Origin of the sequence: Arcobacter pernae (genome assembly GCF_049472135.1) — a bacterium.
Taxonomy (GTDB): Bacteria; Campylobacterota; Campylobacteria; order Campylobacterales; family Arcobacteraceae; genus Arcobacter_B.
On record NZ_JBMOVV010000006.1, the window covers coordinates 23,433 to 37,380 of the forward strand.

The 13,948-nt window shown below is 29.2% G+C and carries 14 protein-coding genes; 5 read left to right on the plus strand and 9 right to left on the minus strand.

Going from position 1 to position 13,948, the window contains the following annotated elements; all coding sequences use genetic code 11:
- Window positions 1-9 precede the first annotated feature (9 nt).
- Genes uvrB through greA form a run of 5 tightly spaced genes read right to left on the minus strand, consistent with a single transcriptional unit; the run spans window position 10 to window position 4,743 of the window.
- A complete protein-coding gene (gene uvrB, locus ACH5BF_RS08200) occupies window positions 10-1,983 on the minus strand; it encodes an excinuclease ABC subunit UvrB (RefSeq protein ID WP_423273727.1) in 1,974 nt (657 codons plus the stop codon).
- A gap of 31 nt (window positions 1,984-2,014) precedes the next feature.
- Entirely contained in the window at window positions 2,015-2,563 is a 549-nt protein-coding gene (locus ACH5BF_RS08205; protein ID WP_423273728.1) for a hypothetical protein, read from the minus strand.
- Complete coding sequence (locus ACH5BF_RS08210) at window positions 2,560-3,264, minus strand: UDP-2,3-diacylglucosamine diphosphatase (RefSeq protein WP_423273729.1); 705 nt, start codon at window positions 3,262-3,264, stop codon at window positions 2,560-2,562. The genes ACH5BF_RS08205 and ACH5BF_RS08210 overlap by 4 nt, the downstream gene beginning before the upstream one ends.
- The gene (gene argC / locus ACH5BF_RS08215; protein ID WP_423273730.1) at window positions 3,254-4,258 is read right to left on the minus strand and encodes an N-acetyl-gamma-glutamyl-phosphate reductase; all 1,005 of its coding nucleotides are present in this window, start codon (window positions 4,256-4,258) and stop codon (window positions 3,254-3,256) included. Before argC ends, ACH5BF_RS08210 begins: the two co-directional genes overlap by 11 nt.
- Before the next feature lie 2 nt (window positions 4,259-4,260).
- Window positions 4,261-4,743, minus strand: coding sequence for a transcription elongation factor GreA (greA, locus tag ACH5BF_RS08220; RefSeq protein WP_423273731.1), 483 nt, complete (start codon window positions 4,741-4,743; stop codon window positions 4,261-4,263).
- A gap of 61 nt (window positions 4,744-4,804) precedes the next feature.
- On the opposite strand from greA, the gene ACH5BF_RS08225 reads away from it, so the two are divergent.
- Window positions 4,805-5,455: a tRNA threonylcarbamoyladenosine dehydratase gene (locus tag ACH5BF_RS08225; protein WP_423273732.1), complete on the plus strand. Its 651-nt coding sequence runs from the start codon at window positions 4,805-4,807 to the stop codon at window positions 5,453-5,455.
- Between the two features lie 63 nt (window positions 5,456-5,518).
- Window positions 5,519-6,421: a chemotaxis protein CheV gene (locus tag ACH5BF_RS08230; protein WP_423273733.1), complete on the plus strand. Its 903-nt coding sequence runs from the start codon at window positions 5,519-5,521 to the stop codon at window positions 6,419-6,421.
- Between the two features lie 57 nt (window positions 6,422-6,478).
- On the opposite strand, the gene argH is transcribed toward ACH5BF_RS08230, so the two are convergent.
- From argH to ACH5BF_RS08250, 4 genes are all read right to left on the minus strand, one after another.
- Window positions 6,479-7,870, minus strand: coding sequence for an argininosuccinate lyase (gene argH / locus ACH5BF_RS08235; protein ID WP_423273734.1), 1,392 nt, complete (start codon window positions 7,868-7,870; stop codon window positions 6,479-6,481).
- Between the two features lie 54 nt (window positions 7,871-7,924).
- A complete protein-coding gene (locus tag ACH5BF_RS08240) occupies window positions 7,925-8,113 on the minus strand; it encodes a hypothetical protein (protein ID WP_423273735.1) in 189 nt (62 codons plus the stop codon).
- Window positions 8,114-8,218: 105 nt separating this feature from the next.
- Window positions 8,219-9,199, minus strand: a complete 981-nt coding sequence (locus tag ACH5BF_RS08245; protein WP_423273736.1) for an iron-sulfur cluster assembly scaffold protein — start codon at window positions 9,197-9,199, stop codon at window positions 8,219-8,221.
- 43 nt (window positions 9,200-9,242) lie between these two features.
- Entirely contained in the window at window positions 9,243-10,439 is a 1,197-nt protein-coding gene (locus tag ACH5BF_RS08250; RefSeq protein WP_423273876.1) for a NifS family cysteine desulfurase, read from the minus strand.
- 304 nt (window positions 10,440-10,743) lie between these two features.
- On the opposite strand from ACH5BF_RS08250, the gene ACH5BF_RS08255 reads away from it, so the two are divergent.
- The 3 genes from ACH5BF_RS08255 to sufB all read left to right on the plus strand — a co-directional run bounded on the left by ACH5BF_RS08255 (window position 10,744) and on the right by sufB (window position 13,919).
- Window positions 10,744-11,553 (plus strand): transporter substrate-binding domain-containing protein, encoded by an 810-nt coding sequence (locus tag ACH5BF_RS08255; RefSeq protein WP_423273737.1) that lies wholly within the window; start codon window positions 10,744-10,746, stop codon window positions 11,551-11,553.
- 132 nt (window positions 11,554-11,685) lie between these two features.
- Window positions 11,686-12,351, plus strand: a complete 666-nt coding sequence (locus ACH5BF_RS08260; protein WP_423273877.1) for an amino acid ABC transporter permease — start codon at window positions 11,686-11,688, stop codon at window positions 12,349-12,351.
- A 131-nt stretch (window positions 12,352-12,482) separates the two neighbouring features.
- A complete protein-coding gene (sufB, locus tag ACH5BF_RS08265) occupies window positions 12,483-13,919 on the plus strand; it encodes a Fe-S cluster assembly protein SufB (RefSeq protein ID WP_423273738.1) in 1,437 nt (478 codons plus the stop codon).
- Window positions 13,920-13,948 lie beyond the last annotated feature (29 nt).

Sequence of the window (13,948 nt, forward strand, 5' to 3'; positions counted from 1 at the left end):
TTAACTCTTTTATATTTTTTTTATCTTATCTATTTCATCTCTTAGTCTAATAGCTTCTTCAAAGTTTAAATCTTTTGCAGCTTTTTTCATTTGTTTATTTAACTCAATTAAAATTTTCTTTCTCTCAGCTGCTGGCATTTTTTCCATTTTATCTTTTTTCCATGCTAAATCATCATACTCTTCAAGTTTTAGATTTTCATCTAATCTTCTTTTTGTTGATGTAGGAGTGATACCATGCTTTTTATTATGTTCATCTTGAAGTTTTCTTCTTCTAGCTGTTTCATCTATGGCATACTGCATTGAGTCTGTAATTCTTTTTGCAAATAAAATTACTTTACCATTTTGATTTCTAGCAGCTCTACCTATTGTTTGAATAAGTGAGGTTCTACTTCTTAAAAACCCTTCTTTGTCTGCATCTAAAATAGCCACAAGGGAAGTTTCTGGAATATCAAGTCCCTCTCTAAGTAAGTTAATACCAATAAGAACATCAAACTCCCCTAGTCTTAACTCTCTAATAATTTGATTTCTTTCAATTGCGTCAATATCAGAGTGCATATACTTAACTTTGATTCCTAAATCAGAATAGTATGAAGCTAACTCTTCTGCCATTTTTTTAGTTAAAACTGTGATTAAAACTCTTTCATCTTTTTCAATTACTCTTTTAACCTCATCATAAAGTTTTTCAACTTGATGTTCACTATCCATAATCTCAATTTTTGGATCAAGAAGTCCAGTTGGTCTAATAATTTGTTCTGCTACTACTGCACTTTTTTCTATTTCTAATTCATTTGGAGTTGCTGATACAAAAAGATATGAAGCTTTTCTACTAATAAACTCATCAAATTTTAAAGGTCTATTATCAAGTGCACTTGGAAGTCTAAACCCATATTCAACTAATACTTCTTTTCTAGATCTATCTGCTGCGTGCATTCCTCTAAACTGTGGAAGTGATACATGTGACTCATCAACTATAAGTAAAAACTCATCATGCATTGATTCAAAATAGTTCATAAGTGAGTATGGAGTTTCACCTGGCTTTTGACCAGTAAGGTGTCTTGCATAGTTTTCAATTCCCTTACACATACCAGTACCTTCAATCATCTCTAAATCAAATTCAACTCTTTGTTTTAATCTTTGATACTCAACTAATTTATCATTCTCTTTTAGATTAATAAGTCTTTCTTCTAACTCTTCTTCTATTTGTTTAACTGCTGTTGCTAATTTATCATTTGATACTACGAAAGGATTTACAGAGTAAATAATTGCTTCATTCAACTCTTTTGTTTTTGTATTTGTTAAGTATTCATGTTTTGTAATTGATTCAACTTCATCTCCAAAGAACTCAACTCTAATAAACTCATCTTCAAAGTAAGCAGGGAAAATATCTATAACATCACCATTTACTCTAAAATCAGCTCTATCAAAAAACTTATCATTTCTTTTATAACCCATTTCCACAAGTTTTAATAAAAACTCACGTTGAGAATATTCAAAACCTACTTCAATTCTTTGAACCATAGATTTATACTCTTCTGGATTTCCTAAACCATAGTTTGCTGAAACAGATGCAATTACAATAACATCATCAAAAGATAAAAGTGAAGCAGTAGCACTTAATCTTAATCTTTCTAACTCAGCATTAATTGAACTATCTTTTTCTATAAATAAATCAGTTCTTGGAATATATGCTTCTGGTTGATAATAGTCATAGTAAGAGATGAAATATTCAACATGATTATTTGGGAAAAACTGCTTAAACTCAGAGTATAACTGAGCAGCTAAAGTTTTGTTGTGAGTCATAATTAGGGTTGGCTTTTGAGTCTTCTCAATAACCTTAGCCATAGTGTATGTTTTACCACTACCTGTTACCCCTAATAAGGTATTATATTGATTTCCTTCTAGGATACTATTACTTAAAGCTTCAATTGCTTTTGGTTGATCTCCTGCTGGAGAGTATTCTGATTCTACTTTAAATTTTGCCATGGGCGATTATATCGAATTGAAGCTTTTTTAACTATTTTAAAAAACTCTTTTTATTTAGTATAAAAAAGAAAAGTATTGATATTTCTCTACCTGAAAGAAGCATATCTTTGCAAAGTTCATCTTTTGTTTGACTTATATCAACTTCATATAAATATTTTTCTAAGATTTCATCAAATTTAGTAAGTAACTCTTCTTTTTTCATTCTATATATAAAAGGATGAAAATTCTCTTTTGAAACTTCTACATTTAAATTGTAATCCATTTTTAATAAATATAAAAGAATCGACACTTGCCAAGCATGCCACTCTATTTTATTTAATCCATGTTCAGATCGATTAGCATAATCAACTGCTTTAAAAATATCAAAGATTTTACTAGATGCTTTCATAAGCATTAAACTATTAAAATCTTGAACTTTTGAAGGTATTGGAAGGTGAGAAATATCTACTTTATCTTTTGGCTTCTCTTCAATTTTTGAAGTTTGTGAAGAACAGTTACTATTTTTTTTTACTATAAAATAAACTAGAAAAGATATAAGAATTAGAACAAGAAATATAAAACCAAAGAACATTATGTTCATAAAGGTTCTCCTTTAAATTTCCCTTCTGTAAAAACCATATATTTATCGTCACAACATAATGATGGTATATTTACATAAGTTTTATTATCGATGTAAAAAGTCTTACCTTGATGGTAATGACCTTCAATAATTATATCAGTTTTATAATTACTAATTCTTTTAATAACTAAGCTTTTAAAGTCATCCATTACATGACAAATGTTTTTTTGAAGTAAAGCATTATCAATTTTTTTTGAAATAAAATTGTTAAAATCAATTAAATTCAGAAACTTTAATAAAACCCCATTTCTAATTATCTTACAATATAAATCATATTGCCAATTTATAAAGTTATCCCCATGTGACAAGGCAACGCTTTGTTGCTTATAATTTATTATTAATGGCTGTTTTTCTCTTTTTACTACTAAGATATTTGGAAAAAGTTTTGATAAATTATAATCATGATTTCCCTCTAAATAAACAATAGAAATTTTTTTTGATAATTTATTTAAAATATCAATTAATTCTTGATTTTGTCTGATGAAATATTTGCTTTCAGCTGAAATAAAATCAAAATTATCACCCATTAAGAAAAGTTGCTTAGTTTTTATATCTTGATTTTCAAGTTTTTTAAGAAAGTTTAGGAATTGTCTATTTTTTTTATTGAAGTGAGAATCAGCTACAAAAATAGCTGACTCTTCTAATTGTATATTATGGTACATATGCGATTTTTGGAATACCTTCACCCTCTTCAAAGCCACACATTATATTTGCATTTACAACAGCTTGAGATGAAGCTCCTCTAAGTAAGTTATCAATTGAAGAATTAATAAATAAAGCTTTTTTATTTCTTTCTACAAAAATATCGCAGAAGTTTGTTCCTGCTGTTGATTTTAAATCAACAGGTGTTTCTCTAACTCTTACAAATTCACTATTTGAATAAGCATTGTTTAAAATCTCTTTTACATCAACTTCTTCTTTTAGTGTTGCATAAACAGAAACTAACATACCTCTTGTAACAGGTAATAAATGAGGAACAAAATTAATTTGGAAATCTTTTCCTTTTACTTTTTTAACTTTTTCTTCAATCTCTGGCATATGTCTATGTTTAAAAGGATTGTAAGCATGGTGATTTTCATTTAAGTTTACAAAATGTGCAACTTCACTTAGTTTTTTACCAGCTCCACTTACACCTGATTTTGCATCAATAAAAATTGGTGTTCCCTCTTCAATATAATCAACAAATGGTAATAAAGCTAAAAGAGATGCCGTTGGATAACAACCTGGGTTTGCTACAAGTTTTGCATCTTTTAACTCTTCATTATAATATTCTGGTAAACCATATACAGAATCTTTTATATGTTCTTTATCTTCATGAGGACAATAGTGTTTTTCATAAGTTTCTAATTCAAGTCTATAATCAGCTGATAAGTCAACAACTTTAACACCTAAATCTAACAACTCTTTTGCAAAAAACATTGATGTTTTATGAGGTAACGCTAAAAATGCTAAATCAGCTACTTGTGATACTTCTTTTGCATCAGCTTTACTAACTTCAATGTTTAACACATCTCTTAAACATGGATGTAAATCTTGAACATTCTCTTCACCTGTTGAGTTTGCAATATATGTAATATTAAACTTTGGGTGATTTATTAAAATTTTAATTAATTCTAAACCAGTATAACCACTAGCCCCAATAATTGCTACATTCATTATTAGTTAAACTCCTCATAAAATACTTCTAAAACTTCAAAAGTTTTTGTTCCACCAGGAAGTGTTGCAGTAATCTCATCACCCTCTTCTTTTCCAAGAAGTTGTTTTGCTAATGGTGAGTTAAAAGAGATTAAACCTTTTTCAGCACTTGATTCAACTCCACCTACGATTGAGTATTTAAACTCTTCATCACTTTCAAGATCAACTAGTTTTACAGTTGAACCAAAACTTACCTTATCATGAGGAAGTGTTGAAGGATCAATAATCACTGCCTTTGAAATAATCGACCCTAGCTCTGCAATCTGTGCATCAATTAATGCTAGTTTGTCTTTTGCTGCATGATATTCTGCATTTTCTTTTAGATCTCCAAGCTGTCTAGCTTCATCTAATTCAATTACAGTATGAGGTCTTTCTTTAGATTTTAAAAAATCTAATTCCCCCGTAATTTTTTCATATCCTGCATTTGTCATAGGTTCTTTTTCCATCAACATCTCCAATAAATTAATTTATGATATAATACCCAAAAATTTTAAAAGAGTAGATTATATGCAGTATGATAGAACTATAAAACTTTTTGGTCAAGATACATTTGACAAATTTAAAGATGTTAAACTTATTTTATTAGGTGTTGGTGGAGTTGGAAGCTTTGCTTTAGACGCACTTTATAACACAGGAATAAAAAATATTACAATTGTTGATTTTGATACATATGAAGAGTCTAATATGAATAGACAAATGGGAAGTCACGGTAATATTGGTAGAGTTAAAGTTGATGCATTAAAAGAAAAATATCCAGAAGTTACAGCAATACATGCAAAAATTACACCAGAATGGATTGACAATTTTGATTTTTCACAATATGATTATATATTAGATGCTATAGACGATGTAACACCAAAAGTTCATCTTATAAAAAAATATTACACAAGGGTTATTACTACAAGTGGTAGTGCAAAAAGACTAGACCCTAGTAAGATTGAGTATAAATCAATATGGGATACTTTTAATGATCCTTTTATTAAAAAGATAAGAACTCAATTAAAAAAAGAAGGGTTTAAAAGAAAATTTAAAGTAATATTTTCATCTGAAAACCCAAATTGTATTGAAAAAGGTAGTTTTGAGGCAGTAACTGGTTCTTTTGGACTAATGATGGCGTCGGTTACAATGCAAAAGTTATTGAAGAAAATGGAAAAATAACTTAAAGTTACTTAAAGAATAAAAGATATATAATAAATAAGTATAATAAAAAAAGGATTCTCAATGAGTGGTATTAGTAGTAGTGTTGAACAAATGACTCAAGGTCATTTAAGAAACGTTCAGCAATTAGCTGTTTTTTACACTGGTCATAATAATATTTATGCAATTAATATAGCGAAAGTTAAAGCTTTTATAATTAGAGATGAAGTTACTATTAATGATACGCCAAAAGAGAGTGATGTAATTGCAGGAATAGCAACTATTAGAGGGGAACCTGTAACACTAATCAACCTTGACGTTTGGTTAGGATTACCTGCATTAGACATTTCAGAATACAAGCTTATCATTTACTGTGAATTTAATCACAAAAAAATAGGTTTCTTAGTAAAAGATATGTTAGACATCGTAGAAAAAACTACTGACCAACTAAGACACTCGGAAGAAACAAACTCAAGAATTACTTATACAACATATGTAAAAGTTGATAACAATGATGAACTTTGTACAGTTTTCAATGCAGAGCAATTATTAAGAGATGTTGGTTGGACTGATGATGGTGAAGATGATGTTAGAAAATATGTTGAAGATAAACTTGATAGTGAAAAACTTATTTTAGCAGCAGAAGATTCTGGTGTTGCAAGAGAAGTATTAAATAAATTCTTCAAAAGAACAGGTGTAAGATTTGAAGTTTATACAGATGGTACACAACTGTTAAAAAGAGTAGAAGAATTAACTCCTGATAAAATTGGTATGATTATTACTGATATTGAAATGCCAGGAACAGATGGTTTCCAAGTAGCTTCATTTATCAAAAACAATAGTAAATATGAACATATTCCTGTTATTGTAAACTCATCTATGACTACAGATGCAGTAAGAGGAAAAATGAAACAAATAGGTGTTGATGGTTTTGTAGGTAAAACTGATATTCAATCCCTGTATGATATGACAAAAAAATTCTTATAAAAAAAAAGGATGAGTTTTCACTCATCCTTTTTTTTTACTAAACTTATTGCTAGCTTCTTATTTAGAAGCTAACCATTTCTTAAATTCTTCAATTTGATAAACTGTTTGCTTAGTAGATGTTCCACCAAGAGATGTTCTTGCATTCATAGAATTTCTTAAATCCAAATACATTACAATCTCTTCACTTATATCTTTTAATTCATCACTTGATTCTCTAATTTCATCAATTGTAAGTTCACTTATATCTTTATTTAAAGAGTTTGCTTTTGCAACTACATCTTTTGTAATATAGTAAGCTGTTCTAAATGGCATGTTTTGTTTTTGAACTAAGTAATCAGCTAAGTCAGTAGCACTTAAGTGCCCAATTTTACAAGCATTTTCCATTTTATCAACATTTACAATCATAGTTTTAATAACTTCTGTTAAAATCTTAAGTGAGATTTCAATCGTCTTAACAGAATCAAAAACACCCTCTTTATCTTCTTGTGTATCTTTGTTGTATGCTAATGGTAAACCTTTCATTACAGTTAATAAAGATATTAAGTTTCCATAAACTCTACCAGTTTTACCTCTTAATAACTCAGGTACATCAGGGTTTTTCTTTTGAGGCATAATAGATGAAGTTGTAGCATACTCATCAGACATTCTAACAAACTGGAATTCATATGAAGACCAAGTAATTAACTCTTCTGAAATTCTTGAAATATGCATCATAGAAGTTGAGATATTAAATAAAATCTCTAAAGCAAAATCTCTATCTGAAACTGTATCCATAGCATGAGCAGTTGGTGCTGTAAATCCAAGTTTGCTACTAGTTGAATTTCTATCTATATTATGTGGTGTTCCAGCTAAAGCTGCACTTCCTAAAGGAGAGTAGTTATTTCTCTCATAAGAGCTTTCAAATCTTTCTAAATCTCTTTTAAACATATTTGCATATGCTAACATATGATAACCAAAGTTTAAAGGCTGTGCATGTTGTAAGTGAGTCATTCCAGGAATTAATGTTTCTGTATGTTTTGAAGCAACATCAACAAAAACTTCTACAAGTTGTTTTAATTGATCTTTAATACTTAAAGATTTTTCTTGTACATAAAGTCTAAAATCAGTTGCTACTTGGTCATTTCTACTTCTTGCTGTATGAAGTTTTTTACCAGGTTCTCCAATAATTTCAGTAAGTCTTGATTCAACTGCCATATGAATATCTTCAGTAGCTAGAGTAAATTCAAACTTACCTGATTCTATCTCTTCTTTAACTTGAAGTAAACCATTCTCAATAGCTTCTTGTTCTTCTTTTGTAAGAACTCCTTGTTCACATAACATTTGAGAGTGAGCAATACTTCCTTTGATATCTTGAGCATATAACTCTTTATCAAACATAATAGATGCATTAAATTCATCTAGTATTTGAGCATTTGTATTTTTTAATATTTGATTATTTTGATTTGACATTTATATCCCTATATTATAATAAGCTTATTTTGGCGTATTATAACATAAGTGATATTATGAGTTTTTATTTTCTATAGCTTTAATAGCTTCTTTTACAATATTTAATATTTTTCGTTGAGCTTCATCTTCATCATTTTCAGGAACATCCCATCCAACAATAGACATATATTTAGAAACTAAAGATTCAACATCATCTACAATTGTATCATGTAACTGTTCTAACTCTTTATCTTGTGCTGTCATAACAACTCCTTTTTTATTTAAATATATTATAACATTATAAGATTAAGTACATAAAAAAAGGCCTATGCAAAAGCACAGACCTTTTTATTTATATCTATTAGAGAATTAGATTGGTAATACTCTTAAGTTCTCATCAATTTTTTGTTGTAAAACAGACTCGATTGCATATAGTGTTCCAGTACTTCCTGAAGCACATCCTGAACATGCACCTAAGTATCTAATGTATAAATCGTAGTGTGGTAAATTTTCTTTAATATCAATAATTTCCATGTTACCACCATCCATTGCTAACATTGGTCTAATTTCTTCATCTAATAATGAATCAATTGCTTTAATTCTTTGAACTAAAGTCATTTTATCAAATGATAATGAACCAGAAGCACTTGCATCAGCAGCAGTTTTTAATTTTTCTTCTTCCATTGAAGCTCTAGTGTCTTTTAAAATATCAACTAAGTAAATATCTTTTTCTTCATGACCACCAGGCTTAATACATGATTTACAGAAAGCACCAGCTTTTGTAAAGTCTGTAATCTCTTCAACAGTTTTTAAATCATTAATTTTAATAACTTCTTTTAATGTAGCTAAAGATACTCTAGCACACTCACAGATAATCTCTTCTTCTTCAAAAGATTCCATATCTACACCTTTGTACTCAGATGCAGCTTTTTTAATAACATCATAAGCCATTACAGAACAGTGCATTTTTTGAGGTGGAACAGCTGGAGTATCTGGATTATCTCTTAAAGCTTTTTCAACATCAATATTTGTAATCTTAACAGCTTCATCAACAGTTTTACCAACACATAATTCAGCCATTACATCAGAAGATGCGATTGCAGTACCACAACCAAAAGATTTAAATTTAGACTCTAAAATCTTATCACTTGATTCTTCAACAGCCCAGTATAATCTTACTGCATCACCACATGATTCAGCTCCAAAATCAGCAACAATTAGTTTTGCACCTAATTCTTTTGCTCTTTCTTCTGTAATCTCACCTTGGTTTTGTGGATTGTTCATTCTATTTACTACTTCGTTTGAGTACTCATCCCAAATTGAACCGCTAATTAAATCATTTTTAGCCATTTTTTATCCTTTTAAAATTCTTTTTTATATTTATTTATATCTATTATAAACCAGATTTATGTGACTCTGGAGCGTAAGCATAAGATGAAGAGATTGCTCTTAATCTAACAATTGCGTCTTTAATAACTGTGATTGCATAATCAATTTGCTCTTCTGTATTAAATCTACTTAATGAGAATCTAACACCTGTATGAGCTAATTCACTATCACTACCAAATGCATTCATAACTGGGTTTGCTTCTAAATCTTCTGAAGCACAAGCTGAACCTGTTGATGCACCAACACCTTTTTGATTCATATCCCATAACATAGATTCACCCTCAACACCTCTAATAGAAATTAAAGTAGTATTTGGAGTTCTATTTGCAGTACCACCAATAACAATTGTTTCTGGTAATTCTAAGATTGCAGCTTCTAATTTATCTCTTAATCTTCTAATGTGTCCATCTTCATGAGCTAATGCAATAGGAGATGTAGCAAGTTTCATAGCAACACCCATTCCAACCATTGAAGCAACATCAACAGTACCTGCTCTTAAACCACCCATTTGCTCACCACCGTGCATTAATGGAGTTAAAGCAAAACCTTTTTTAACATATAATCCACCAACACCTTTTGGTCCATGGAATTTATGTGCAGAGAAAGTTAAGTAATCAACATTTGCATCTTGAACATCAACTTTTACTTTTCCAATTGCTTGAGTTGCATCTGTATGGAAAGGAACACCAGCTGCTCTACAAATTTGACCAATCTCTTTAATTGGGAAAATTTTTCCTGTTTCATTATTAGCCCACATAATTGTTACTAATGCAGTATCTTCTCTAATAAAATCTTTAACTTGTGAAGCTTCTAAAACACCTTCTTCATTTACAGATAAATAAGTAACTGCTACACCTTGTGTTTCTAAGAATCTACATGCAGCTGTAACTGCTGGGTGTTCTACTTCTGAAGTAATAATATGTTTTTTATCACCATTTAAGATTTTATCAATCCAAATACCTTTAATTACAGTATTAATACTCTCTGTAGCATTTGCAGTAATTACAATATCATCTTCATCTGCTGCATTAATACCTTCGTATAAATAGTTTAATGCCTCAACCATTTTAGGGTGAGTTCCTGCTCCAAATCTATGTAAAGAGTTTGGGTTTCCGTATTTTTCACAAAAAAATGGTTTCATCTCTTCGAAAACTTTTGGGTCAACCATAGTTGTTGCATTATTGTCTAAATAAACTTCCATCATTGTTTAATTTCCTATTCTTTTTTGATAACAATTATCAGTTTTAATTATAATTATTATTTATATTTCATTTAATTTTTTGTATTCTAATCTAAATAGGATAAAATTTGTCTTAATTAAAACTATTAAATAAATTTTATTCCATTTTGTAACAAAAAAATGTAATAAATACTATATTTTCAATCTCTGATATAAAAATTTCGCGCTTATTATATTGTAATATTGATAAATTCTACAAATTCTAAATAAAGAAATGTTAAGTTAAGAGTAGAGATAATAAAAAAATTTTTATTTAAGGAATATAATGAGAAATAAATTATTAATACTTATAACACTTTTTGCTTCTGTTTTGTTTACTGCATGCGAAAATAAAACAGAATTAAAAGATGAAACAAAAAAAGAGGTTCTAAAAGTTGGTATGGAATTAGCCTACCCTCCTTTTGAAATGAGTGATAAAGAAGGAAACCCTCAGGGAGTATCTGTTGATTTTGCTAAAAAACTTGGTGAACACTTAGGTAGAGAAGTTATAATAGAAAATACAGCTTGGGCGGGATTAATCCCATCACTTAAAACAGGAAAGATTGATTTAATAATTTCATCTATGACAATAACAGAAGAGAGAAAAAAATCAATTGACTTCTCAATTCCATATGCACAATCATCACTAGCTATCTTAGCAAACAAAGAGTCAGGTGTTAAATCAATTGATGAATTAAATGTTAAAGGTAAAAAAATTGCAGTGAAAAAAGGTTCAACTGGTCATGTATATGCAACAAAAAATCTTAAGAATGCAGAGATATTAGTATTTGATAAAGAGAATGCTTGTGTTCTAGAAGTTGTTCAAGGTAAAGCTGATGGTTTTTTATATGACCAATTAACTATTTATAAGAACTATGTACAACACACAGATACAACAGTTGCGCTTTTAAAACCATTTCAAAAAGATTTTGAATACTGGGGTGTTGCTTTAAGAAAGAATGATCCTTTAAAAACAAAAGTTGATGAGTTTATAAAAGAAGCAAAAGAAAATGGAACATTTAATGAGTTTGCAAATAAACATCTAAAAGAAGCAAAAGCTACTTTTGATGAACTTAATATTCCATTCTTTTTTTAGGACTGCATTATCAAACTAAAAGATTTTTTTATTCATGAATTAAACTACAAAAAAGATAAACCACTTTCAAAATTGGTTTATCTTTTTAATTTACTATTTTTAGCATTTATTGTAATAACTCCTGTATATATAATGTTCTCAAATATCTCTTATGATTTTAACTGGGCACATGTGTATGAATATAAACAAAAGTTTATAGATGGCTTTATAATGACTATTATAATCTCATTTTTTGCTCTTATTTTAAGCTTTATAATTGGTTTATTTTTTGCTTATGCACAAAACTCTAAACTTATTATATTAAGATTTTTTGCAAGATTTTATATAGAGATTATAAGAGGTACACCTCTTTTAGTTCAAATATTAATCTTTTTCTATGTCTTTGCAAATAACTTAGGTTTTGAAAACAGATATATTGTAGGAACATTTATTCTTGCAATTTTTTCAGGAGCTTACGTAAGTGAAATTATAAGAGCTGCATTACAATCTATTGAGAAAGAACAATTTGAAACAAGCTTAAGTCTTGGTATGTCAAATTATCAAATGTATAGATACATAATCTTTCCACAAGCTTTTAAAAGGATGCTCCCAGCTTTAACAGGACAGTTTGCCTCAATCATTAAAGACTCATCTTTATTATCTATTATTGCTATTTCTGAGTTTACTATGAATGCTCAGGAAGTTGATGCAATAACTTATTCAACATTAGAAAGCTATATCCCTCTTGCTATTGGTTATTTATTATTAACCTACCCTATTTCATACTATACTAAGAGATTAGAGAGTAATATAAAATAGTTAAATTGTAGCGATTATCTTAAATAGGACTTTTTTTATCCTATTTAAGTTCATTTTAAATCGTTTATTGATATTCTTCAAATAAGACAATATTTGTCCTATTTAAAAAAATTAAAAAATTGGAGTCTGTTATGAGTCAAAATAAACAGATACATGATGTTATTAATAGTGATTATAAATTAGGATTTGAAACTTTAGTAGAAAGTGATACATTTCCTAAAGGTTTAAATGAAGATGTAATTAAAGCTATTTCAGCAAAGAAAAATGAACCCCAATGGCTTTTAGACTTTAGACTTAAAGCATATGAAAAATGGTTAAAAATGACCGAGCCAAATTGGGCAAATTTAAAATACCCTACTATAGATTATCAAGATATTTCATATTTCTCTGCACCTAAAAAGCCTTTAGATTCGCTTGATGAAGTTGATCCTGAAATTTTAAAAACTTATGAAAAATTAGGAATTCCCCTAGAAGAGCAAAAACAACTTGCAGGTGTTGCAGTTGATGCTGTATTTGATTCAGTATCAGTTAAAACAACTTATCAAGAAGAGTTAGAAAAATTAGGAATCATTTTCTGTTCAATCTCAGAAGCTGCAAATAAATACCCAGAACTTTTAGAAAAATACTTAGCTTCTGTTGTTCCAGTTGGTGATAACTATTTTGCCTGTTTAAACTCTGCTGTATTTACAGATGGAAGTTTTGTTTATATTCCACCAAACACTAGATGTCCTATGGAATTATCAACATACTTTAGAATCAATGCTTTAGATACAGGACAATTTGAAAGAACTTTAATCATCTGTGATGAAGGAAGTTATGTATCATACAACGAAGGATGTTCAGCTCCCACAAGAGATGAAAGACAACTTCACGCCGCAGTTGTTGAATTAGTTACTTTAGATAATGCACAAATAAAATATTCGACTATTCAAAACTGGTACCCAGGTGATGAGCAAGGTAAAGGTGGTATTTTAAACTTTGTAACAAAAAGAGGTTTATGTAAAGGTGAAAACTCAAAAATCTCTTGGACACAAGTTGAAACAGGTTCAAGTTTAACATGGAAATATCCTTCATGTGTTTTAAAAGGCGATAATAGTGTTGGTGAGTTTTACTCAGTTGCTATTTCATCAAAAGCCCAACAAGCTGATACGGGAACAAAGATGATACATCTTGGGAAAAACACTAAATCAACTATTATCTCAAAAGGTATTTCTGCAATGCATGGAGTTAATGCCTATAGAGGATTAGTTAGAGTTGGTAAAAATGCACACAATGCAAGAAATATTTCAGAGTGTGATTCACTTCTTATTGGAAATGCCTGTAATGCACATACATATCCATACCATGAAGTTAAAAATATGACAGCGAAAATTGAGCATGAAGCAACAACTTCAAAAATTTCAGATGAGCAACTATTCTACATAGAACAAAGAGGAATTAATCCTGAGAATGCAGTTTCTATGATAGTTAATGGTTTCTGTAAAGAAGTATTAAAAGAGTTACCAATGGAGTTTGCAGCTGAAGCAAAAGAGCTGTTAAATATATCACTTGAGGGAAGTGTTGGATAAAAATCCAATATCTATAAGTTTAAAGAAAT

Bases quoted from the DNA above. Each gene is read 5' to 3' on its own strand.
- uvrB (WP_423273727.1), bottom strand. From the start codon at position 1,983: ATGGCAAAATTTAAAGTAGAATCAGAATACTCTCCAGCAGGAGATCAA.
- ACH5BF_RS08205 (WP_423273728.1), bottom strand. From the start codon at position 2,563: ATGAACATAATGTTCTTTGGTTTTATATTTCTTGTTCTAATTCTTATA.
- ACH5BF_RS08210 (WP_423273729.1), bottom strand. From the start codon at position 3,264: ATGTACCATAATATACAATTAGAAGAGTCAGCTATTTTTGTAGCTGAT.
- argC (WP_423273730.1), bottom strand. From the start codon at position 4,258: ATGAATGTAGCAATTATTGGGGCTAGTGGTTATACTGGTTTAGAATTA.
- greA (WP_423273731.1), bottom strand. From the start codon at position 4,743: ATGGAAAAAGAACCTATGACAAATGCAGGATATGAAAAAATTACGGGG.
- ACH5BF_RS08225 (WP_423273732.1), top strand. From the start codon at position 4,805: ATGCAGTATGATAGAACTATAAAACTTTTTGGTCAAGATACATTTGAC.
- ACH5BF_RS08230 (WP_423273733.1), top strand. From the start codon at position 5,519: ATGAGTGGTATTAGTAGTAGTGTTGAACAAATGACTCAAGGTCATTTA.
- argH (WP_423273734.1), bottom strand. From the start codon at position 7,870: ATGTCAAATCAAAATAATCAAATATTAAAAAATACAAATGCTCAAATA.
- ACH5BF_RS08240 (WP_423273735.1), bottom strand. From the start codon at position 8,113: ATGACAGCACAAGATAAAGAGTTAGAACAGTTACATGATACAATTGTA.
- ACH5BF_RS08245 (WP_423273736.1), bottom strand. From the start codon at position 9,199: ATGGCTAAAAATGATTTAATTAGCGGTTCAATTTGGGATGAGTACTCA.
- ACH5BF_RS08250 (WP_423273876.1), bottom strand. From the start codon at position 10,439: ATGGAAGTTTATTTAGACAATAATGCAACAACTATGGTTGACCCAAAA.
- ACH5BF_RS08255 (WP_423273737.1), top strand. From the start codon at position 10,744: ATGAGAAATAAATTATTAATACTTATAACACTTTTTGCTTCTGTTTTG.
- ACH5BF_RS08260 (WP_423273877.1), top strand. From the start codon at position 11,686: ATGTTCTCAAATATCTCTTATGATTTTAACTGGGCACATGTGTATGAA.
- sufB (WP_423273738.1), top strand. From the start codon at position 12,483: ATGAGTCAAAATAAACAGATACATGATGTTATTAATAGTGATTATAAA.